The sequence below is a fragment of the Cognataquiflexum aquatile genome (assembly GCF_003316845.1).
Taxonomy (GTDB): Bacteria; Bacteroidota; Bacteroidia; order Cytophagales; family Cyclobacteriaceae; genus Cognataquiflexum; species Cognataquiflexum aquatile.
This window is the reverse complement of record NZ_QMIK01000004.1, coordinates 263,715-285,875: the sequence shown is the minus strand read 5'-3', so window position 1 is coordinate 285,875 and position 22,161 is coordinate 263,715. Positions and strand designations below refer to the sequence as shown.

Sequence of the window (22,161 nt, the reverse complement as noted above, 5' to 3'; positions counted from 1 at the left end):
ATTCGTGAAGCATTTATAAATCTTTATGTTATTTTTGTGGCTTGGTTGAGAAAGGCCTGCTTAGATACAATTTTGCTTCCATGAAAATATACACCAAAACCGGAGATACGGGAAAGACTTCATTGTTGGGAGGCCGGAGGGTTTCAAAAGCAGAATTAAGAATTGATGCTTATGGAACAGTAGATGAACTTAACAGTTTCATCGGGTTGCTAAGGGATCAGGAAATCAACAAAAAAAGAGAGACTCTCCTCAAAGAAATCCAAGACAGGCTTTTTACTATCGGCGCTACCCTGGCCTCCGAACCGGGAAAAGAAAATATTAAAAAGCCCGATCTTCATGACGAAGATCTGGAACTTTTGGAAAAGGAAATTGACGATATGGAATCCCAATTGCCACAATTGCGGCATTTTATATTACCCGGAGGACACCAAAGTGTATCTTTTTGCCACGTGGCCAGGACAGTATGCAGGAGAACCGAGCGCTGCGTTATAGACCTGATGGAGATAGAGCATGTAGATGAAATAATCGTAAAATATTTAAACCGGCTTTCTGATTATCTTTTTGTTTTGGGAAGGTTAATTGCCCAAGAGTTAGGAGTTGAGGAGGTTACTTGGAAGCCCAGAATCTAATACCATGAAAACAGCATTACAAATAGACATCACCAAAACGGATGCATCCAGACTCCATGAGACTGACTTTGACAACTTGGTGTTTGGAAAAACCATCAGCGACCACATGTTTGTTGCTGATTATGTAGATGGCGAATGGACAGACCTACGCATTGAGCCTTATGCACCCCTTTCCCTCAATCCTTCCAATGCCACCCTTCATTATGGGCAATCAATTTTTGAAGGAATGAAAGCCTACAAAAATGAGGAAGGTGAAATCCTTCTTTTCAGGGCAGATGCAAATCAGAAGAGATTGAATGAATCAGCAAGAAGAATGTGCATTCCTGAAGTTCCTGAAGAGATTTTTATGGAAGGACTGATGACACTTTTGGATCTGGACAGGGCTTGGATTCCGAATAAACCAGGTTATTCATTGTATATCAGGCCTTTTGTATTTGCAACTGATGACTATATCGGTGTCAGACCATCAGAAAAATATAAATTTATGATCTTCACATGCCCTGTTGGAAACTACTATTCCAAGCCTGTGGCAGTAAAAGTGGAGCAGAAATATACGAGGGCCATTGAAGGCGGTACAGGACAGGCGAAAGCTTCCGGCAACTATGCAGGCTCGCTGTATCCGGCTCTCTTGGCACAACGAGAAGGCTACGACCAATTGCTTTGGACAGATGGTAAAACCCATCAATTCATCGAAGAAAGCGGTACGATGAATGTGATGTTTATGATCAATGACACCATCATCACCGCTCCGACCCACACCGGGACTATCCTTAAAGGAATCACCCGAGATTCTGTCTTGTCCATCGCGAGAGAAATGGGTTATCCAGTGGAAGAGCGTTTTTTGAGTGTGACTGAACTGGAGAAAGCTCTTACAGAAGGAAAACTTCAGGACGCATTTGGAACAGGCACAGCGGCGACCATTGCCCATATCTTCAAAATCAATATCCATGGACAGGATTACATCCTTCCCGAAAAACCATCCTATGCTTTTTCCCATCAGGTCCAGAAAACCCTCGATGACATCAAGTATGGCAAAAAAGAAGACAAACGGGGCTGGATTATCAAATTGTAAAAAAGATTCTATCAAGTGATATTTTAAAAAACCACCGATGGGTGGTTTTTTTGTTTCAATTGCTCACCTTTCACATCATGTTATGTAGGAGATAAATATTTTTAATACAAGGAAAAAACTGTTTTCAATTTCCAAAAACTTCTTTTTTAGCCTATTTCAGAGCTTTATCTTAAAGAAGAAGAAATCCAGTGATTTTAAACCATTCTAAAAATTACCCAATATTCATAATCGCGCTCATTTCCTTATATTAGCCTAAAATCTTCTATTTGAGCATAAAACTCTTTTGGGGATTTCCGTTATAGCTAATAGCACCAAAAAGGCCGATTGCATGAAGAGCACTTTTTTCAAAACCAAAGTATCCCTGATTTCCCTGATACTCTTGTTTTCATTGGCCCATTATTCCTATTCCCAAAAATTCCTGCTTTTACAGCACGGATCCAATACCAAAACCGCGCTCCGATTTGAGGTCGGTGAAGAAATTACTTACAAGTCCACCAAGTTTGATTATTATGTCACAGATGTGATCGTAGATATCAAAACAGACATTATCGTTCTTTCAGAAAATGTCCTCCAACCCAAGGATATCACCGTGGTCGACATCCGCAACAAAGACCCTAGAAACCAAACGATCAAAAACCTGGCTTACCTGAGTATGGGTGCGGGTGTCATATACCTACTTGTCAATACTGTCAACAGCCTTTACCAACAGGGAGACCTTTCGCGATTACAAGAATCTTGGGCTTTGTCCGCAGGTCTTATTGCCGGTGGATTTGTGATTTCAAAACTCCGTTACAAAGAATTCAAACACAAAGGAGACAACAAAATCCAGATTGTAATTCTGTATGGAGATTGAAAAGGAATAGGTAAATCGGGGATTTTTTACGACTTTTGCACCTCAAAAACTAAATAAATTATGACATCAGACCAGTTGAAAGACTTGAGAGCCCGCGTTTCGGCTTTGAGGAGGTATCTTTGACTACGATAAGAAGAAAGCAGAAATAGAAGATTTAGAGGCTGTTTCATCACAGCCCGGTTTCTGGAATGATTCTGATGAAGCGGAGAAGACCATGAAGCAAATCCAATCCAAAAAAGGATGGACTGCTCCATACGAAAAAGTAGAAACCAGCCTTCAGGATCTGGAAGTTCTCTTTGATTTTTATTCCATGGACGAAGTTTCTGAAGAAGAAATGAAGGCCGAATATAAAAAAGTTTTGGGAGAGGTGGAAGACCTCGAACTCAAAAAAATGCTCAGCAGTGAGGAAGATCAACTCAATGCCGTGCTAGAAATCAATCCCGGTGCAGGAGGTACAGAAAGTAACGATTGGGCATCCATGCTCATGAGAATGTACATCATGTGGGGCGAAAAAAACGGGTATAAAGTTCGCGAAGTGGATTTGCAGGAAGGTGAAGTCGCCGGAATCAAATCCTGTACTTTGGAGTTTGAAGGACCATTGGCATACGGTTTTCTTAAATCAGAAATTGGTGTTCACCGATTGGTTCGGGTTTCGCCATTTGACAGCAATGGAAGAAGGCATACTTCATTCGCCTCAGTATATGCTTATCCCGAGGTGGATGACACCATTGAAATTGATATCAATCCTGCAGATGTGGAACTTCATACATCACGCTCAGGTGGTGCAGGTGGCCAGAATGTAAACAAGGTCGAAACCAAAGTCCAGCTTACCCACAAACCGACAGGAATCGTGGTTGTTTGCCAGATTGAGCGTTCTCAGCTAGCCAACAGGGAAAAGGCCATGCAAATGTTGAAGTCCAGGCTTTATCAAATGGAAATGGAAAAAAGGAATGCTGAGCGGGCAAAAGTTGAATCAGGAAAACTGAGGATTGACTTTGGCTCTCAAATCAGAAACTACGTCCTGCATCCTTACAAATTGGTAAAAGACGCAAGAACAGGCTATGAAACCTCAGACACCCAAAGTGTACTTGACGGGAATATCAATGAGTTTATTAAGGCTTTCTTGCTTGCCCAAAGCGAAGAAGAAGCCAATCAAGATTGATCTTTTTAACTTTACAATCCTGGTTCAGACAGGTTCTGGATCAGGATTGTTTTATTTCTAACCGAACTCCTTCATGAGATTTTTGCCTCCATTCTTTACGTTGGATTATTTTCTCCTCTGCCTGAGTTCGTTTTTGTTTTTTTCAAGTTTCAATATGATCATCCCGGAGCTCCCCTCCTACCTGAGCTCTTTGGGCGGTGAGGATTACAAAGGATTGATTATTGCCTTATTCACACTTTCTGCGGGACTTTCACGTCCATTTAGCGGTAAGTTGGCAGACAAAATCGGCAGGATACCGGTGATGGTTTTTGGAGCTGTGGTCTGCATCATTGCAAGCTTGGCTTATCCCATTGTCACTTCAGTGGCAGGATTTCTGTTCTTACGATTTATGCATGGATTCTCTACGGGATTCACTCCAACAGGAACTTCCGCCTACGTGGCAGACATTGTCCCATTCAACAGACGTGGGGAAGCTATGGGTATCCAATCTCTTTTTGGGTCTTTGGGAATGGCTGCAGGTCCGGCGACTGGCGGTTATATTGGCTCAATTTGGGGGATTCAACCTTTGTTTTACACCTCTGCATTTACGGCAATTCTTTCCATTCTGATTTTGATCAGGCTAAAGGAAACTGTCGCCAAACCTGAAAAATTCCATCCAGGGTTATTGAAATTGAAGAGGGATGAAGTGATTGAAAAAAGGGTTTTAGCTCCCTCTCTTGTGTTATTTTTGACTGTATTTTCATTTGGAGCAGTACTGACTATTATTCCCGACTTTTCTGAGTATTTGGGTATCCTCAACAAAGGACTGTTTTTCGCGGTTTTCACGCTTTCTTCTTTGGGAATCAGAATCATTGCCGGCAGGGCTTCCGATAAATATGGAAGAATTCCTGTGATGCTCGTTGCATGCCTTTCTATGGGAATAGCCATGTTTCTGATTGGTTTTGCGGAATCCAAAGCCATGTTTCTTTTTGGAGGAGTAATCTTTGGTTGCTCGGTGGGTATGAATTCCCCCACTATTTCAGCTTGGACGATTGACCTTTCTTTAGATAAATTTAGAGGCAGAGCATTGGCCACAATGTATATTGCTATGGAATCCGGAATCGGTGTTGGTGCTTTGGTTTCCGGTTATGTTTATGCCAACAAATCTGCCAATTTCCCTTTGGTTTTTTCGATTGCAGGTGTATTCTCTTTGACCGCTTTTGTTATCCTAATTTTCATCAAGAATATCCAGAAAAATAGAGAAAAAGCGTCTAACCAGTAAAATTATAATTGAAAAATCGAAATTTACCAATTTTCCCAAAACCTAACGAAAAAGTAAAATAAATTGGTTATATATGGATTATTAAAATTTTTTAACAATTTATTTTACAATTAAAGCATTTTATTCTGTTTTAAAAGATTATTTTTAGAATTGATTAATAACTGAATCTCTGAATGTTAGTCTGGAACAGCAAGTTTACTATCCTTTATTTCTTAACCGTCATTTTAGGAATTGCCTTCCTTCTCTTTGACCTAAGGGTTGGATTCCTTTTTTTCAATCTGTCTACATTGCCTATTTTGATTTTTGGGCTTTTGCTTAAGTTTAAAAATTATCCCCACTCATTAATGACATTGATGATTGTAGCATCCATATTCTCATTTGCCGGGGACTTTTTGATGATATTGGATATTGAAGAAAGTCTGTTCAAAACCATGGGTATCTGTACATTTATTGTAGCACAGACCTGCTATGGTCTATTGTATTTTTTTTCCACCCAATTTACCGATCAAAGCATCCAGCCATCTCTTGTCAAAAGATGGCCTGAATTAATTGCTTTAATTGTTTTGGGAATTTATGCAGCTATTGTCCTGGAATATACCAATGAGTTTTTTCTTCCGGGATTACTCTATTCATTCTTTGGTATTTCCACCTTTGTACTGGCTTTGAACAGAAGGTTTTTTGTTAGCCGCCGCAGTTTCATTTTGGTGTTTTCCGGAGCTTTTCTATTTATTTTAAGTGCTTCGCTAACAGGGTTTGACCTTTATGCAACCAATAAAATAAGGTACGCGGTTGCGATACTCTTTTATTCGGGAGGACATTACCTTTGCAGCTACGGGATACTTACCCAAATCGGTGAATTAATCAACCAAGAAATTCCTGTCAAATCTTTGTTTGAGTAGAGTTTATGGATTGTGCAAAAATCCATTTTTCCTTGGAACAGGCATGATTTCTATCTGTCTCCCATTTAGATAAGTGACCTTTTCACCATCAAAAAAAGCTCCTTCTTCTAGCTGAACCCTTAACTCCTTGTTCCACTCTTTCAGGAAAACCACCGCGTTCAGTTCAATCGCATAAACGGTATTGGGATACATAGGATAATCACCTGCACCGGGAGTATCTCCCTGATTGTCCCACATACCGATAGTCGGCCCGGATGCATGGCCGTGCATGCCAAGAGGATGCGAATAAATACTGCCCTTTATGCCTTCAGCATCCATGATTTTTCTGGTTTCCCGGAGGATTTGATTGCCTGAACGACCGGTCACAAACTGAGAAGTGAGTATATCCTGAAGCCTATTGCCGACTTTCATGGCATCTTTGAGGTATTGAGGGACTTCATTTTCTCCAAGCTTCAAAACGTACGCAAGTTGCTGTGTATCGGTATTTAATCTTAAATAGGAAATACCAAAATCAATATGAAGCATATCTCCAGGCATGATGACCTCGGAATCTGCCTTCACTGCAAAAGACCTCAATTGGCCCTGTGAGGCAGGATCTGCCCTTTGGATATCGACGGAGGGATGAAACCAGGTATCCAATTTCAGTTCTTTGATTCTTTCCCTGTACCACCATACCACATCATCAGTCGTGGTGACCCCGGGCGTGATTACTTCTTCAGAAAGTCCATCTGCGATGATGTCATTGGCGATTGTTTGAAGATGCCTGTAAGTTGCCATTTCTGAAGGCGTACGTGTTTCAAGCCATCCGACAGCGAGGTTTTGGGCAGAGGTAATTTTATTTTGAAAATTCTCAGGCAGGTAAGACTTTAGGGTATTGTATTCTGTGACATTGAGACCATCTGCATGACCAAAATCCTTGGCTATATTCAAACCGATTTTCTTGGGGTTTTTCTCCACTATCAGTTCTGAAAGTCGCTTCCATTGATCCGGTTGGGTATCCGGATCCCAAGCTTTTTTGAAGGATTTACCTACATCATACCTCGCCACAGCGAATGTTTCAACAGTTTTTGAACCGGGAGCTTTGTATAAAACCAGCATGGTTCTCCTCCTGGCCGCATGCCAGGTCGCAGGTAAAAATGTTTTGATCACAGGGTCTTCGTTGTATTCCCTCGAAATAATCACCCACATATCTATCTCGGTCCTGTCCATCAATGAGGGCAAAAGTGTTTGAATCCGCTCTTCCAGCCAAGCATCGATGACAGCTGCCTGCTCTCTCTGACTCAAAATATGGGGGGTTTGTGCAGGAAGGATCTGACTTAACCCAATGAACAAAGCAATTGATAACAAGAATTTTTTCATGGTGATTTCCAAATTTAATTTCGGAAAATAGAAAGAAATCTTAATATTAAAAAGACAAACTATGCCATTGAAATATTGCTTTCTTGCCTAAGCAATAACCGTTGGCTAAGTTTATGAAAACGGTAAAGCAACATGATGCCTGTCACGGTCAGGCCAACCAGAAGTCCAACCCAGATTCCAATTTCCTGCATGCCAAATGAAAATGCCAAGATATAGCCCAAAGGCAATCCAATCACCCAATAAGCCACTAAGGTCACGATGGTAGGAATTTTCACGTCTGACATTCCCCTAAGAGCGCCTAGACCCACCACCTGAATGCCATCGGACAATTGGAAAAAGCCGGCAATGATCAGCAGAGTTGCACTCATCTGTATCACTGAAACATCATTGATATAAAGTGCGGGAAAAAATTCCCGAAAAACGATAAAAATAACCGCTGCCACACTCATGAAAATGGCCACCATCACAAATACAGTAAAACCTGCCTCCCTAAGAGCTCTGATGTCGTTCCGCCCCAATTGATTACCCACCCTAATCATCGCTGCTGTCGAAAGCCCTGAGGCCATCATATAGCTGACCGAGGCAAGGTTGATTGCAATCTGATGCGCAGCAAGGGCAGTAACCCCGATCCACCCCATCATAATAGCTGCGGCGCTGAATGCCCCTACTTCAAAAATAAACTGAAAACCAGTCGGAACGCCTATTTTAATCAATTTGGACAACATCGGGAAACTCAGTTTTGTCATTCTCAAACTCAGGTTATATGGCTTATAACGTTTTGAATTCCAAACATAATAGGCCATCATCAATCCCATGAATATCCTCGAAATCAATGTGGCCCATCCTGCGCCGTTCAAGCCAAGCGCTGGAAAACCAAGATTCCCATAGATCATTACCCAATTAAAAAACACATTGATCCCATTACAGAAAATTGTAATGTACATGGCTTGTTTGGTTTGGGAAAGTCCTTCGGCAAATTGCTTGAAAGTCTGAAAAAACATGAATGGAAGCAAAGAAAACGTGATGATAGCCAGATATGGAATAGCCAAAGTGACTACTTCTTCCGGTTGGTTGAGGTTCTTGAGAAAAGGAGAAGCCATCACAATCAGAAAAAACATCAAAATCCCGCCTGCCATATTGATTATAAAACCATGGTTGAACAACCGGGAAATTCGTTTGCCTTTGTGATTTCCATCTGCCATAGCCACTAAGGGAGTCATGGCCATAGATACACCAATCCCAAACATCAAAACGACAAAGAAAATGCTGTTTGCCAAAGAGGCCGCTGCCAGGGGAACTGCCCCTAGCCTTCCAACCATCATGCTGTCGGCCACCCCTACCAAAACCTGACCCAACTGACTCAGCATCACTGGATAGGCGAGGTAAAAGGTTGTTGAAAAATTTTCCTTGAAATTGTGGAGAGTCATTTTGAGAAAATATAATCGTCAGATATTGAGTATTCTTGCCACTTTCAATAAGCCTGCAATTGAAATAGCATCCGTAATTTCTCCATCCATGACCTTTTGGATCGCCTCCTTGAGAGGGAGTTTGATGACTTGAAGCTGTTCGGTTTCCTCAAATTCCGTTTCGCCCGGGGTGAGTTCCTCTGCAAGGAATACAAATCCTTCCTCGTCCGTCACAGAATTGGATGTATGCAACCGCATGATTTTTGTCCACTTTTTGGCAGAAAGGCCGGTTTCTTCCTTCAGTTCTCTTTTGGCTGAATCCAGAATATCCAGCTCCAAAAGCCCACCTCCCATAGGGATTTCCCATGAGTATTCATCCAAAGTGTACCGAAATTGCCCAACGAGCCATGTATTCAGATCTTCATCAACAGGAACAATGGCCAATGCCTTATTCTTAAAAATGACTTTTCCATAAATCCCGTCTTTTCCTGAAGGAATTACCACTTGGTGCTCCTCAAGTTTGATCCAAGGATTTTGATAAATGGTGGTTTTGGATTTGGTTTTCCAGGGATTTTCCATGTATTGTTCCAATAAAAAAAGGGTGACTTTTGGCCACCCTTGTGATTTATGTTTAATAAATATTAAGCAGGGATAGGCAATACTTTACTGTCCTTAAAAGTAGAAAGAATCACCATGGATTGCATGGAATCAACTTCTTTAATTTCACTGACTTTTTCGAGCATCAATTTTTGATAGGCAGTTATGTCTTTTGCAATGATCTTGAGGATAAAATCACCTGTTCCTGTGATGTGGTGGCACTCAATCACTTCCTGTATTTCGTTGATTTCTTTCATGAAGGCATCAATGTTGCCTTTGTTGTGTCCGATTAGACTGACCAAAACAAACGTGCTGACACCAAGTCCGATTTTTTCAGGATCTAATTTGGCATGATAGCTTTTTATGATTCCCGATTGTTCCAATTTCTTCACTCTTTCCAAAGTCGGTGCAGGAGAAAGTCCGATGTCTTTTGAAAGTTGGGCATTGGTTATTTTGGCGTTCGCCTGAAGTATCTCCAGAATCTTGCGGTCTATTTTGTCGAATTTCACTTTTATGCTATTATCCATGATTCTTGAATTTTCAAAATTTTATGTCGTGCAAAGTTAATATAATTTGATATTGTTTTAAAACAATTAATTACAAAATAAAACCCTGTTTGCAAAATATTGTTTACCAATTAGCAATTTTTCAGAATATTTGCATTGAATTGTTTTCAACTTATGGAAGTTAATCAAATTATCTCCTGAATTTGATATATCTCATACGGGAAAATATGATTAAAGTTTATTCTTTTTGATATAATCCCTTGCTTCCTTATGTGCGGGGTGATTTCGCTTGGCATATTTCTTCACCTGGTTAAAATAACTCTTTGCCAAGGGCTTGTTCTTTTCTTGGTTTGCCATTTTTCCCAAAGCAATCAATGTATAAAGGTAGTAACCGCTTTCCTGACTTTCGGATTCTTCCCCATATGAAAGCGTCTTTAGGTAATATTTTTTAGCTTCTTTCTGGTCTCCAATCCTGTCATAATATTGGGCAATATAAAATGCTGCATACCTCCCGCTATTGGATTCATAACCTGTCCATTTGTCATCGATCCTTTGGAGAATCTGTTCAGACATTTCCTTCGCCTCGGTGATTCTCCCTACGGTATACAAATGTCTGGCATAAGAACGGTGGAAATACGGATTATTTGGGAATTTACTATGCAGATAATCCGTGATAGCCAAGGCTTTATAGGGTTGTTTTTCTTCAGAAGCATAGAGTCTGAAAAGAAAATATTGCGCTTCGATTCTGGCATAGAAGGCGTTTTGAGCCACGTCTTCCAATTGTTTAAGGCCAAGGGCTTTATTTCCTTTGGGAAACATGGCGACAACAGGCTTTAGCAAAGGATAATTTTCAGGAATCCAGACAGAAAAGTAATTGAATAAGGCATCACCCAACAGCAATTCAGGACCCAACTCTTCTTCTCCCCTGCTGAGATTTAAGTATTTGAGCGCATTTTTTCCTGCAAAAGTTGCTCTTGTCCAGCTTTTTCTCTCACTGTATAACCTTCCCTGAAAACCATAAGCACCTGCCAAAAAGAATGCTGCTTCCTTATTTTTGGGATCGTCATCCAACATTTCCTCAGCTTTGTCAATGACGACATCCATCTGATCGATAAAAAGGTCATCGTATTTGTCGTTTTCGACATCAGGGGCAATTTTCCACCAAGTACTCAGACCCAATAAAAAATAGGGAAGCGGATGTTCAGGATATTGGTATTGCATCACCCTAAATCCACGCTCCGCAGTCTCAAAATCAAAGTTATACAAGGCGTTGACATTTTCTGTGATTCTAAACTGCAGCCCTTTGTCCAATAACAGATAGGGAGATTCACTCTTGCCCACCTGATCTAAAGGACGGTCTTGTGCAATAGAAACTTTTGCAAAAAACATCAAAATCAATATCACTGAAAAACTTCCTTTTCGCATTCTTATTCTAAATTTTCTCCAAAATTATATGCTATTCCAAACAATCATTTAGATTTGGCTATAATTATTTCAGATTATGTCACAAACGCCCAGTCCTATCTCACAACGCATCGAAGCCAATTTAGATTTCGATAAAAGGCTGTTTTTTTTGATTTTGGTTATTTTGTTCCTTTTGGTAAGGTATGTGACCAATGACCTGATCCTACAGTCCATCCCCGGATATGACAAACTGGAGTCCGAAGGATCTTTCATGGTATTCCATATTTTCAACGCGCTGAATTACGTTTGGACACCTTTTGCCCTGTTGTGGAAATTTACCGCGACGGCCTTTGTGATTTGGTTGGGGGCGTTTGCTTTTGGCTACAAGGCGCCTTTTGTTCGTCTGTGGCAATTTGTCTTGGTAGCAGAATTTATCTTCATCATTCCGGAATTGATCAAAATGTTGGTTTATATCAAACCATCAGATTCAGTGACTTTTCAGGAAATCAGGGATTATTACCCGCTTTCTTTATTTTCAATGGTCAATCCTGAAAGTGTTGCCACCAAATATCATTATCCGCTTAGAGCAATCAACCTCTTTGAATTGATTTATGTTGTTTTTTTGATTTTTGGATTTCATACTGTCAGCCGCCGAACACTCTCTGAATCAACCTTTGTGATTCTTTTCAGTTATGTTTTGATGTTTTTGTTGTGGCTTTTGTTTTACATTTTGGTGTACAAATAATCTACAGAACAAACTACTTTCCAATTGATTTGACACTTTTTAAGGTTTCTATCTTCAGTCAGGGATATAAACTTGATTACATTTGCTGACACTAATTTCCTTGAATTTCAAAATCAAAAACCATGAATCCATTATTGGAAAAATTCGACACCCCATTTGAAACAGCACCATTTGGCTTGATTAAAGCAGAACATTATCTACCTGCCATTCAGGAAGCCATAAAAAAAGCAAAAGAGGAAATTCAGGAAATAAAAAATAGCCCGATTCCTACTTTTGAAAACACGATAGTTGCTTTGGATCAATCCGGTGAAAAACTGAATGACATATCTTCCATATTTTTCAACCTCAACAGTGCCGAGACCAATGATCAAATTCAGGCTTTGGCAAGAGAAATCTCCTCTCTTCTGACAGCACACAGCAATGACATTCTGTTGGATGAAGCATTATTTGCGAACATACAATTTGTCTATGAACAAAAGGAGAAACTTACCCTGACCGAAGAACAGAAAACCCTTCTGGAAAAAACATACAAGGGTTTTGTGCGAAATGGAGCCAAACTTGACGAAAACCAAAAGCAAAGACTGAGAGAGATTGATAGGGATCTTTCCCAATTAGGTTTGAAGTTTGGTGAAAATGTATTGGCCGAAACAAACAAATATGAATTGGTCGTTTCTGAAGAGTCAAACCTTGCAGGATTGCCGGACGCTGTCAAAGAAGCTGCATCGCAAACTGCCGAAGAAAAAGGCAAACCCGGAAAATGGGTCTTTACACTAGCCTATCCCAGCTACATCCCGTTTATGATGTATTCCGAAAATAGGGAGTTGAGAAGAGAATTGTTCATTGCCTCAAGTACAAAATCCTGTAAGGGAGACGAATTGGACAACCGACAGCATATCAAAGATATGTTGAGACTCAAAAATGAAAGGGCAAATCTGCTTGGATATAAACGCTTCTCGGATTTCGTATTGGAAGAAAGAATGGCTAAAAGTGCTCCAAAAGTAATGGATTTTCTTCACAACCTTCTGGAAATGGCCAAACCGAAAGCACTTGCAGAAATCAAAGAACTTGAAAATTTCGCAAAGGAACTTGATGGTCTGGAGAAAATTGAAAAATGGGATTTTTCCTTCTATTCCGAAAAACTCAAGAACCAAAAATATGAGGTCAGCGATGAGTTACTTCGTCCTTACTTCAAACTTGAAAATGTAATTGAAGGGGTATTTCTTACTGCCGAAAAATTATTTGGTATCCATTTCATAGAAAACAAAAACATCCCAAAATACCATCCTGAGGTGACAACCTATGAAGTCATTGACACCGAAGGCAATCATGTTGCGGTTTTTTACGCTGATTTTTTTCCAAGGGCAGGAAAAAGAAACGGTGCGTGGATGACCAGTTTCAGGGGACAAAAAACAGTGAAAGGAAAAGAATCAAGACCACATGTTTCGATAGTCTGCAATTTTACCAAACCTACCAAAACCAAGCCTTCCCTTTTGACATTCAATGAAGTTACTACGCTTTTCCATGAATTTGGACATGCACTGCATGGCATGCTGGCAAAGGGCAATTATGAATCGCTGACAGGCACGAGTGTTTATTGGGACTTTGTAGAACTTCCCTCCCAGATTTTTGAAAATTGGAGTTACGAGAAAGAATGTTTGGATCTTTTTGCAAAGCATTATGAAACAGAAGAAATTATACCTTCTGAGTTAATCCAAAAAATAAAAAACGCAGCCAATTTCCAACAAGGTTATCAGACAGTCAGGCAGATCAGCTTTGGCCTACTTGACATGGCTTACCATGGAACTGATCCATCAACCATTTCGGAAATTTTTTCATTCGAAAAAGAAATCCTAAAACCGACTTCCCTGCTTCCAGATGTGGAAGGTACCTTGATGAGTACGTCCTTTTCCCACATTTTCCAAGGTGGCTATGCAGCAGGATATTACAGTTATAAGTGGGCTGAGGTTTTGGATGCTGATGCATTTGAAATGTTTCTCGAAAAAGGAATTTTCGATAGAGAAACAGCCACATCATTTAAGGAAAATATCTTGTCAGCAGGAGGAAAAGAACATCCTACAGTACTTTACAAAAGGTTTAGAGGAAGAGATCCAAAACCTGATGCTTTGCTCAAAAGAGCAGGATTGGTTTAAAATAAAGCCAGCCTTCAAATTAAATTGAAGGCTGGCTTTCACTTTTCGATTTACTGCTTCTTTGCATTTAAGAAAAATTTGCTTTTTATCGGAATATCAAAAGGTTTTGATCCTACTTGGTAACATTAAAATCAAGAGGAACCACTTTATCGCCAACTAGCGCTTCATATTTCAGACCTCCCAATCTTTCGTCAAACTCTTTTTTTGCTTCTTGGATGATCAGAGGATTTAAAATCAAGTCCTTTCCTGTCAAGGCCATGGTTTTTGCAGCAAGCATCATTCCCTTAAATCCGATGCTCATTCCGTCGGCAGCAACTGCCTGCCATGTATGTGCGGCAGTTCCAGGAACCCAAGTAGCTGTTCCCAAACCGACTGTTGGCACTACATAACTTACATCACCAACATCAGTGGATGCAGGAAAGAAATTCAGTGCATAGGGCTGGACTTTTTTTGCGACATCCAAAGAAGGTACTTTGGGGGAGTTAAAGGTTTTTTGGATTTCTGTGGCCCATTTGATTTCCTCCTCGTCATACTCAACTCCTCCGAGTGAGCTCAGGTTTTTATGCATCAGTTTGGCCAAAGTTTCATTTGGCAGTAAACCATATAATCCTGACGCCAATTCAATTTCAACCCTTGTACCTGTTCCCATAGCCGCACCTTCGGCAGCTTTTCCGATTCGCGCCCACATATCTTTCAATTCTGTAATATCAGGATGGCGGATCATATACCTCACTTCTGCAAAATCAGGAACGACATTTGGTGCTAAGCCTCCACTCGAAATAATATAATGTATCCTACTTTCCTGATCCACATGCTCACGCATCATGTTTACCATCATGTTCATTGCCTCTACAGCATCTAAGGAAGACCTTCCTCTTTCAGGAGATGCGGCTGCGTGGGCAGTTTCTCCATAAAATCTGAATCTGCCACCGATTACCGCATTACAGGTGGAAGCGTTGGCAGCATTTCGGTCAGAAGGATGCCAGTTGATGACTGCATCTACTCCATTAAATATTCCATCACGGGCCATGTACACTTTCCCTCCGCCACTTTCTTCTGCCGGCGTACCAAAGATTTTAATAGTTGCCTTGATATTGTTGGCGTCAATCCACTCCTTCAAAGCTACGCCTGAAGCGACTACAGCTGTTCCAAAAAGATTGTGTCCACATCCATGGCCATTACCACCCTCCACGATAACCGACCTGTAGGGAACCGCGTCTTGTGACAAACCAGGCAAAGCATCATATTCCGCAAGGAAACCGATTACAGGACCTCCTTTATCATAGGTGGCCACAAATGCAGTAGGCATTCCGGCTACACCCACCTCCACATTAAATCCCGAGGCTTTCAATTCATCGATCAATACTTTGGAGCTGGTAACTTCCAAAAATCCCAATTCAGGATTTTCCCATATCTCCCGTGCGGCTTTTGAAAACCTTTCGGTATTGGCATCCAATTGCTTGACGATAAAAGCCTCATGGGATGGTTCTTGGGCCAAAGCCGGCAACCAAATCAGCACCCCTAATAATCCAAGTAATATTCTCTTCATGGCGATAATTTTTAAATGAAATTTTATGAAAGTAAGTGTTCTTAAAATTAATTATCGTGAGATTAAAACAAAACTGAAAAATGAGAAAATTAGAAAATAAAAAAAGGATACGTATTTACATATCCCTTTTTATACTCCTTAATCCATTTGAAAAGCAATTGCTGTTGGTGTAGGTACAGCTTAAAACCTTAATATCTTGTTAGATTATGATTAGAACTCCAACAAGAATTAACCATACTACGGAAGTAACCGCTAACAGTACCCGAAATTGTTTGTCCTCGTTCATAGCTTTTTTTTTGTTGAATATACTAAGATAATTGTATTCTTGAAAAAAGGGATAAAATATTTTAATTTTTTTTAAGTTATGAAATATTATTGCTCAATAAACTCATGATAATGCTTTTGGTTTTTTGACATATTCGTCGATGTCCATTCTATTTTGGTGTCTTTAGGATATTGCCGAACAACACAGTCTTTCATTTGACAATAATGGCAACATTTTTCCGGAATACAAGGATCTGCATGTACAAAAACTTCCATAATGCCAGGCCACGCATCTTCTAAGGCATGTTCCAACTCTTCCACTTCATTATGTACTTGTTTCAAATCAAAGAAATAAGGCAAAGTCAAATGAAGGTCTATATGCCTGTCTCCGCCATATTGCTGTACCCTCATATTATGGATGTCAATCCAACTCGGCTTCCGGTTTTGGTTGATGGTTTTCACGGTCGAATCGATCGCAGTCGGATCCAATTCATCCATTAATCCCGCCACAGATTTCCTTACCAATCCATATCCTGAATAAAGAATATAGAAAGAGAAAAATACTGCAATAATGGAATCAAGGAACTGGTATCCTGTAACCAAAATGACGACAACCCCCAAAATCAATAGAAAACTGGACAAAGCATCTGTAATCAGATGCTTCCCGCTTGCTTCCAAAGTGATGCTGTTGAGGGATTTGCCCCTTCTTTGTAGCATAATCCCCAAAATACCGTTTACCGTTCCGGAAATGGTAATCAATACAATACCTGCAAATAGGTTTTCGAGAGTATGTGGGAAGAAAAAACTATAAACCGACTGATAAACGATAAACAAACCTGCAAGAATAATCAGGGTACCTTCCACTCCTGCACTAAAAAATTCTATTTTACCGTGACCGTAAGGATGATTTTCATCTCTTGGCATTGAACTCAAATAAATACTGTAAGTGGCAAAACCTGCTGCCACAACATTGACTATGCTTTCAAGGGCATCGGTCAGAATAGCAGTAGAATTGGTAATATAATAGGAATAGAACTTGACTACCAACAAAACAAAACTGACAATAAAGGACACTCTTATCCAAATCGACTTTTCTCTTTCCACTTCAATATTTTTGATCTGTTAAAAATAGAATTAAATTTAATGAGTTTTGATAATCACTGTTTTAATTAATCTCTTTAGATTGAATAAGTAAAGCTAACAACCAAAACCATTTCTGCTTAACCTTCTTTTAAACCTTTTTATGAGCCAAAGTAACATTAATTTACCCCCCTACCTGAAAGCACTTGCTGTTTTGTCATTGATTAGCCTGATCATTTTTATTTTGATTATAGGGCGGAGTCTCTTGGTCCCTTTGTTTTTGGCAGGCTTGATCTCTATACTTTTGACTCCGATGTCAGATTTCTTGGAAAGAAAAAAACTTTCACGGGTTTGGAGTACTCTCGCTTCACTTCTTTCAGGCCTGTTTCTCATTTTGGGGTTGATGGTCTTCATAGTATTTCAGGTCGCCTCATTTGGGAGGGATCTAGGAAATGTGAAAGAAAAGCTTAACATCTACTTAATTCAGATCGATGGCTTCATTTTGCAGAATTTCCAGATTGAAACCGGCATAGGAAATGGAATCGACAAACACTATTTGATTGATTGGATCCAATCTCATGGATCCACTTTAGCTGAATTTGTTTTTGGCACTATAGGATCCTTGTCGATGGTTCTTTTGTTGCCAATTTTCATTTTCTTCTTTCTACTTTACCGGAACCACCTGACCGTATTCCTTTCAATGCTTTTTCCAAGACATAATAAGGAAAAAGTGATTGAAGAAATCCTGATCCTCCGAAAAGTTGTACAAAATTATATAGTGGGAGTTTTCAAGGTAATGGTAATATTGGCCATTTTAAATACCGCTGTATTGTTGGGATTAGGGATCAAGCATGCTATATTTTTCGGTGTTATTGCTGCAGTCCTAAATATCGTGCCTTATTTGGGTCCATTGATTGCCCTTACCTTACCTGTTGTGTTTGCATTTTTGACCAAAGACGGATTGTTTTATCCGTTTGCCATTATCGTTTCTTTTCAATTGATCCAAATGATTGAATCAAATTTTCTAACTCCAAAAATTGTAGGTGGCAATGTAAACCTAAATGCATTTGCAACCATTATCGGATTATTGGTTGGTGCATCGATTTGGGGCGTGGTGGGAATGATCCTAATTATACCTTCCTTGGCGGTTTTAAGAAAAATATTTGAACTTACAGATGCCACAAAGCCTTATGCATTATTATTGGGCGAAGAAAAAAATGACGTTGATTTCCTTAATGAACAATCTTAAATTTTCAGTGATATTCCTTTTTGGGGTTCTGGTTTTATTTTCATGTGACAATACCGAAACTAAAAAAGGACGGTTTCTACTCAAAGGAAATGAAAAGCTGAAAGAAAATGATCCCGAGGCCGCAGTTGAATTCTATACTGAAGCGCTTCTGATAGACCCTAATTACAAAGATGCGCTCTATAACAGGGGCTTGGTTTATCAGCAGCTCAATAAGTTGGAAGAAGCAATTTCCGATTTTTCCGCAATCCTCATGGTTAACCCAACTGACTCTTTGGCCCTTTTTCAACGAGGGGTGGGTTACATGGATAACGGGGAATATTACAAGGCTCTTGAGGATAGTAAGAACCTTTTATCCAACCTACCCAAAAGCTGGAAAGGCCATTTTTTGAGCGGATTAATTTTGGAGAAAATGAAAAATTATTCCGAAGCGCTCTTGGCGTTTGATAATTCTTTGGAGCTACAACCCGACAATCCTGAAGTTTTAATCAATAAAGCCACGCTTCATTATTACCTGAAAGAATTTGAGCAGTCCGAAATATCCTTGGATCTCGCCCAAAAACTTAACCCCTCTGAACCTAACATCTATAATCTCCGGGCAATGCTTTCTTTTGAAGCAAAGGATTATGCCAAGGCACTGGAATGGATTGAAAAATCAATAAAACTCAACCCAAAAGAGGCTTTCTTCTACAATAACCGAGGACTGTATCTTATTTATTTGGGCGAACATGAAAAAGGTCTTGAAGACATCAATTACAGCCTGAAGCAAAATCCCAAAAACCTTTATGCCATCAGAAACAAAGGGATTTATTATTTCTACAAAGACCAAAAGGAGTTGGCTTTGAGCTATTTTGAAGAAGTGTATGAAAAAGATCCGGAAATAGAACTGGTCAAAGAATATATTGCCAAATGCAATCAAAAGTGATTCAATGCTTCTTTGATTTTTTTCAATAACTCTGAAGCATCAATAGGTTTTGAGACATAACCTGTAAATCCACTCTGGTCGATTTTTTCTATCAAATCCTGCTTGGCAGCAGCAGATAATGCCAAAACCGGGACATTTGAGATTGATTTGATAAGTTTTGTAGCCTCAAATCCATCCATAACAGGCATTTGAATGTCCATTAAAACACAATCATATTTTTCATTTTTTACAGCATCCACAGCTTCTTGGCCGTTATTTACCCTGTCATATTCAATACCCCATTTTTTAATGATTTTTCCAAGTACAAGTGCATTTACATCATTGTCCTCAGCCATCAATAGTTTTATTTTATCGAAGGGCAACATGGCAGCATTTTCCTTTTGAGGGGCAGGAACAAATAGTTTCTTGGTTTTTTCGAATACAATTTCAAAAAAGAAGATGGAACCCATTCCCAATTCTGACTCAAGACCGATCTGACTGTTCATTTGTTCAAGCAACCTTTTTGTAATGGAAAGACCCAATCCGGTTCCTCCATATTTTTTGCTGAAAGAATGGTGAATCTGATCAAATTGGTTAAAAATCCTTGATTGGTGTTCTTTGGCTATCCCAATGCCACTGTCCTTCACTGAAAAATAAACCCTGATTTTTTCATCCAAGAACTCCCTAATCCTGACCTCAATCTCTACCTCTCCGTTGTTGGTAAACTTGAGGGCATTTGTAATCAGGTTATTCAAAATTTGGGCAAGTCTGACTTTATCGCCTTTCACCTCTTGATTTAATTCCTCCTGGATATTTAGAATCAGTTTATTGCGACTGTCTTTTGCATGAAACTCAAGGCCTTTTACCACCTGATTGACAACCTCCTTTAAATTCATTGGGTTGTATTCCAAGGTAAGTTTGCCGGCTTCGATTTTTTGATAATCCAATAAATCATTGATCATGATGATCAGGTTATCAACCGCAAAGTTTATGGTATTCAGTGCAGATGCTTGTTGGGAAGTATGATCATCCTGAAGCAGAGTATAAACTGATCCGGAAATGGCATTGAGAGGGGTACGCAATTCATGACTGATCATGGATAAAAACTCGGATTTGATCTGACTGGCCCTTTCAGCCTGCTCTCGGGCATTTTTAAGGTTTTCCTCAAATCTCTTTTGGTCAGAAATATCAGTCAGATATCCATACCAGACCACATCTTCATTCTCCAACATTTCAGGTTTTGCTGCACCATAGACCCACTTAAATTGCCCATTTGCAGGTTCTTTGACTCTGAATTGGCAATTCCAAGGCTTTAGTGTCCTTGCTGAAGTCACTGTCGAAGTAAGTACAAGACCAATGTCTTCAGGATGAACTTTATTGATGGCAAGGCTGATATCACTAAAATCCTTTAATTCCGTTTCTTTGATTCCCAACAAATCCTTTATTCCCGGGCTTAAGTACGAAAACTTCATCTGGCCTTCTTTGTCTAAAACAAATTGATAAAGAGCGCCGGGAACCTGTTCGGTTAGATGGAGTAGAAAATCCGAGGAATCCTGCAGCGTCTGTTCAAGATTGACCCGCTCTGAAATATCTCTTGCAAAAGAAACAACGTATTTATTCTGGTTGATTTCTACCAAACTGCAATTCACTTCCATGTGAATCCCCAATTTATCCTTCTTGATATATTGGGTTTTGTACATGAGATTCTTATCTCTTGCTAATTGGCTGAGGAAGTTTTCCCAGACACTTCCCTCAACAAAACGCTCATCAAAATTCCCGATCTTATACGTTTCCCCTGACCCGATTAAAATTCCAAGTTTTTGGTTCGCTTCCTGGTTTGTAAAAATGATTTTACCGGACATGTCTGAAATCAATATTGATTCAGGAGAATGTTCAAACATTTCCTTATACAGCCCCAACTCACTCAAAAGGTCATTTTCTTCTGAAATATCACGGATAGTCCCAAAAACCTTTGAGGTGGCATTGTCTTTGAATTGACTCTTTCCAATTACCCTTACCCATTTTTCTTTTTGAAGCTTTGACTTGATTTTAAGTCTCAAGTCAAAGTCTTTTCCAATAGCCATCAATTCAGTCAGGGACTTTTGAATCATTGGTCGAAAATCAGGTAAAAAATATTGAATGATTTGCTCAATACTCAAAAAATCACTTTGCCCCATCTCCAAAATCGAACAAAAACCTTCACTCAAAATCACCTTGTTTTCTGGCATGATGATTTCCCAAACCCCGGTTTTGGAAACAATTTCCCCAAGTTTGGTAAGTTCATTTTTCCAAGCCAACCCTTCTTTAACAAGTCTTTCCGTTGTAATATCTCTACCTATCGCATAAAAAATCCCTTCCAGATAATTTACATTCCAATCAATGCACTTGAAATCCCCGTTTTTTGAAATCATCCTTACTTCCACATGACCGTAGGATATCCCTTTCTTAAATCCCAACAATAACTCCTGAACCTGTGGCAAATCCTCGGAATGAAAAAACTGACATAGCTCTACATTTGTCATTTCTTCCGGAGAATATCCCAACACTTCGGCGACCGAACTGCTGATCCATGTCAGAAAATTTTCTTGACCTATAGCTATCAGGTCATGGGTGTTTTTGAAAAATTCCCCTGTCTCCTTTTTGGTGGGCATTCCAAGCGCCCTCATTTCTTTTCCTTTATAAAAAAGGAAATAATTTGAGCCATTATCCTGAGGTAACTCAATGTTAAAAACAAATTCGTGATCTTGGAAACTGATAATCATTTCCTCGCTGAATATGTAAGAATTAATATCCAATCCCAAACCCACCAAGGTTTTGTCCACTAATTTGTCCCCGATTATTTTATCAAAAGATTCATTTGTATAAAAAATATTATATGGATAGGTATCGTCGGCCAAGAAAACCATTTCTGATGATTCATAAATAATCTTCTTGAATGTATTGTTGATACCTCTTTCCTTCATAAGGACTTGCAAAAGGGGGTGATTAAAGAGTTTTAAAATTTGGGGGATAATTTTAAAATTATTTATCTGTAAACATATAACAAATTGTATTTCAAAACAAAAAAATTACAGT

The 22,161-nt window shown here is 39.5% G+C and carries 18 protein-coding genes; 10 read left to right on the top strand and 8 right to left on the bottom strand.

Features of this window, described 5'->3' with window-relative positions:
* Positions 1-80 precede the first annotated feature (80 nt).
* The 6 genes from DQW11_RS12745 to DQW11_RS12720 all read left to right on the top strand — a co-directional run bounded on the left by DQW11_RS12745 (position 81) and on the right by DQW11_RS12720 (position 5,876).
* Entirely contained in the window at positions 81-629 is a 549-nt protein-coding gene (locus DQW11_RS12745; RefSeq protein WP_113924459.1) for a cob(I)yrinic acid a,c-diamide adenosyltransferase, read from the top strand.
* 4 nt (positions 630-633) lie between these two features.
* Entirely contained in the window at positions 634-1,701 is a 1,068-nt protein-coding gene (locus DQW11_RS12740) for a branched-chain amino acid aminotransferase (protein WP_113924458.1), read from the top strand.
* Positions 1,702-2,029: 328 nt separating this feature from the next.
* A complete protein-coding gene (locus DQW11_RS12735; protein ID WP_198669895.1) occupies positions 2,030-2,554 on the top strand; it encodes a hypothetical protein in 525 nt (174 codons plus the stop codon).
* A gap of 60 nt (positions 2,555-2,614) precedes the next feature.
* A protein-coding gene (prfB, locus tag DQW11_RS12730; protein WP_113924457.1) for a peptide chain release factor 2 occupies positions 2,615-3,716 on the top strand; the annotation gives its coding sequence in 2 pieces (ribosomal slippage) (positions 2,615-2,674 and positions 2,676-3,716; 1,101 coding nt in all).
* 73 nt (positions 3,717-3,789) lie between these two features.
* Complete coding sequence (locus DQW11_RS12725) at positions 3,790-4,977, top strand: MFS transporter (protein ID WP_113924456.1); 1,188 nt, start codon at positions 3,790-3,792, stop codon at positions 4,975-4,977.
* 173 nt (positions 4,978-5,150) lie between these two features.
* Positions 5,151-5,876: a lysoplasmalogenase family protein gene (locus DQW11_RS12720; protein WP_113924455.1), complete on the top strand. Its 726-nt coding sequence runs from the start codon at positions 5,151-5,153 to the stop codon at positions 5,874-5,876.
* Between the two features lie 3 nt (positions 5,877-5,879).
* Here DQW11_RS12720 and DQW11_RS12715 read toward each other — a convergent pair whose 3' ends face one another.
* The 5 genes from DQW11_RS12715 to DQW11_RS12695 all read right to left on the bottom strand — a co-directional run bounded on the left by DQW11_RS12715 (position 5,880) and on the right by DQW11_RS12695 (position 11,169).
* A complete protein-coding gene (locus tag DQW11_RS12715) occupies positions 5,880-7,235 on the bottom strand; it encodes a M24 family metallopeptidase (protein WP_113924454.1) in 1,356 nt (451 codons plus the stop codon).
* A 59-nt stretch (positions 7,236-7,294) separates the two neighbouring features.
* Positions 7,295-8,662 carry an MATE family efflux transporter gene (locus DQW11_RS12710; protein ID WP_113924453.1) on the bottom strand — a complete coding sequence of 456 codons (1,368 nt, stop codon included), beginning with the start codon at positions 8,660-8,662 and terminating at the stop codon, positions 7,295-7,297.
* Positions 8,663-8,680: 18 nt separating this feature from the next.
* On the bottom strand, positions 8,681-9,220 hold the full coding sequence (locus tag DQW11_RS12705) for an NUDIX domain-containing protein (RefSeq protein ID WP_113924452.1): 540 nt from the start codon (positions 9,218-9,220) through the stop codon (positions 8,681-8,683).
* A gap of 62 nt (positions 9,221-9,282) precedes the next feature.
* Positions 9,283-9,765, bottom strand: a complete 483-nt coding sequence (locus DQW11_RS12700; protein ID WP_113924451.1) for an Lrp/AsnC family transcriptional regulator — start codon at positions 9,763-9,765, stop codon at positions 9,283-9,285.
* A gap of 210 nt (positions 9,766-9,975) precedes the next feature.
* Complete coding sequence (locus tag DQW11_RS12695; RefSeq protein WP_113924450.1) at positions 9,976-11,169, bottom strand: tetratricopeptide repeat protein; 1,194 nt, start codon at positions 11,167-11,169, stop codon at positions 9,976-9,978.
* A 76-nt stretch (positions 11,170-11,245) separates the two neighbouring features.
* Here DQW11_RS12695 and DQW11_RS12690 point away from each other — a divergent pair, with 76 nt between their 5' ends.
* Together DQW11_RS12690 and DQW11_RS12685 are read left to right on the top strand one after the other, a co-directional pair.
* On the top strand, positions 11,246-11,893 hold the full coding sequence (locus DQW11_RS12690) for a sulfate ABC transporter permease (protein WP_113924449.1): 648 nt from the start codon (positions 11,246-11,248) through the stop codon (positions 11,891-11,893).
* Between the two features lie 122 nt (positions 11,894-12,015).
* Entirely contained in the window at positions 12,016-14,043 is a 2,028-nt protein-coding gene (locus DQW11_RS12685) for a M3 family metallopeptidase (protein ID WP_113924448.1), read from the top strand.
* A 112-nt stretch (positions 14,044-14,155) separates the two neighbouring features.
* On the opposite strand, the gene DQW11_RS12680 is transcribed toward DQW11_RS12685, so the two are convergent.
* Together DQW11_RS12680 and DQW11_RS12675 are read right to left on the bottom strand one after the other, a co-directional pair.
* The gene (locus DQW11_RS12680; protein WP_113924447.1) at positions 14,156-15,592 is read right to left on the bottom strand and encodes an amidohydrolase; all 1,437 of its coding nucleotides are present in this window, start codon (positions 15,590-15,592) and stop codon (positions 14,156-14,158) included.
* A 372-nt stretch (positions 15,593-15,964) separates the two neighbouring features.
* Positions 15,965-16,960 (bottom strand): cation diffusion facilitator family transporter, encoded by a 996-nt coding sequence (locus tag DQW11_RS12675; RefSeq protein ID WP_113924446.1) that lies wholly within the window; start codon positions 16,958-16,960, stop codon positions 15,965-15,967.
* A gap of 139 nt (positions 16,961-17,099) precedes the next feature.
* Between DQW11_RS12675 and DQW11_RS12670 the strand changes: the two genes are divergently transcribed.
* Positions 17,100-18,185, top strand: a complete 1,086-nt coding sequence (locus DQW11_RS12670; RefSeq protein WP_113924445.1) for an AI-2E family transporter — start codon at positions 17,100-17,102, stop codon at positions 18,183-18,185.
* A complete protein-coding gene (locus DQW11_RS12665; protein ID WP_113924444.1) occupies positions 18,172-19,107 on the top strand; it encodes a tetratricopeptide repeat protein in 936 nt (311 codons plus the stop codon). The genes DQW11_RS12670 and DQW11_RS12665 overlap by 14 nt, the downstream gene beginning before the upstream one ends.
* On the opposite strand, the gene DQW11_RS12660 is transcribed toward DQW11_RS12665, so the two are convergent.
* The gene (locus DQW11_RS12660; protein ID WP_113924443.1) at positions 19,098-22,049 is read right to left on the bottom strand and encodes an ATP-binding protein; all 2,952 of its coding nucleotides are present in this window, start codon (positions 22,047-22,049) and stop codon (positions 19,098-19,100) included. The genes DQW11_RS12665 and DQW11_RS12660 overlap by 10 nt on opposite strands.
* Positions 22,050-22,161 lie beyond the last annotated feature (112 nt).

Bases quoted from the DNA above. Each gene is read 5' to 3' on its own strand.
- DQW11_RS12680 (WP_113924447.1), bottom strand. From the start codon at position 15,592: ATGAAGAGAATATTACTTGGATTATTAGGGGTGCTGATTTGGTTGCCG.
- DQW11_RS12740 (WP_113924458.1), top strand. From the start codon at position 634: ATGAAAACAGCATTACAAATAGACATCACCAAAACGGATGCATCCAGA.
- DQW11_RS12670 (WP_113924445.1), top strand. From the start codon at position 17,100: ATGAGCCAAAGTAACATTAATTTACCCCCCTACCTGAAAGCACTTGCT.
- DQW11_RS12720 (WP_113924455.1), top strand. From the start codon at position 5,151: ATGTTAGTCTGGAACAGCAAGTTTACTATCCTTTATTTCTTAACCGTC.
- DQW11_RS12745 (WP_113924459.1), top strand. From the start codon at position 81: ATGAAAATATACACCAAAACCGGAGATACGGGAAAGACTTCATTGTTG.
- DQW11_RS12710 (WP_113924453.1), bottom strand. From the start codon at position 8,662: ATGACTCTCCACAATTTCAAGGAAAATTTTTCAACAACCTTTTACCTC.
- DQW11_RS12700 (WP_113924451.1), bottom strand. From the start codon at position 9,765: ATGGATAATAGCATAAAAGTGAAATTCGACAAAATAGACCGCAAGATT.
- DQW11_RS12725 (WP_113924456.1), top strand. From the start codon at position 3,790: ATGAGATTTTTGCCTCCATTCTTTACGTTGGATTATTTTCTCCTCTGC.
- DQW11_RS12715 (WP_113924454.1), bottom strand. From the start codon at position 7,235: ATGAAAAAATTCTTGTTATCAATTGCTTTGTTCATTGGGTTAAGTCAG.
- DQW11_RS12690 (WP_113924449.1), top strand. From the start codon at position 11,246: ATGTCACAAACGCCCAGTCCTATCTCACAACGCATCGAAGCCAATTTA.
- DQW11_RS12695 (WP_113924450.1), bottom strand. From the start codon at position 11,169: ATGCGAAAAGGAAGTTTTTCAGTGATATTGATTTTGATGTTTTTTGCA.
- DQW11_RS12685 (WP_113924448.1), top strand. From the start codon at position 12,016: ATGAATCCATTATTGGAAAAATTCGACACCCCATTTGAAACAGCACCA.
- DQW11_RS12735 (WP_198669895.1), top strand. From the start codon at position 2,030: ATGAAGAGCACTTTTTTCAAAACCAAAGTATCCCTGATTTCCCTGATA.
- DQW11_RS12665 (WP_113924444.1), top strand. From the start codon at position 18,172: ATGAACAATCTTAAATTTTCAGTGATATTCCTTTTTGGGGTTCTGGTT.
- DQW11_RS12660 (WP_113924443.1), bottom strand. From the start codon at position 22,049: ATGAAGGAAAGAGGTATCAACAATACATTCAAGAAGATTATTTATGAA.
- DQW11_RS12705 (WP_113924452.1), bottom strand. From the start codon at position 9,220: ATGGAAAATCCCTGGAAAACCAAATCCAAAACCACCATTTATCAAAAT.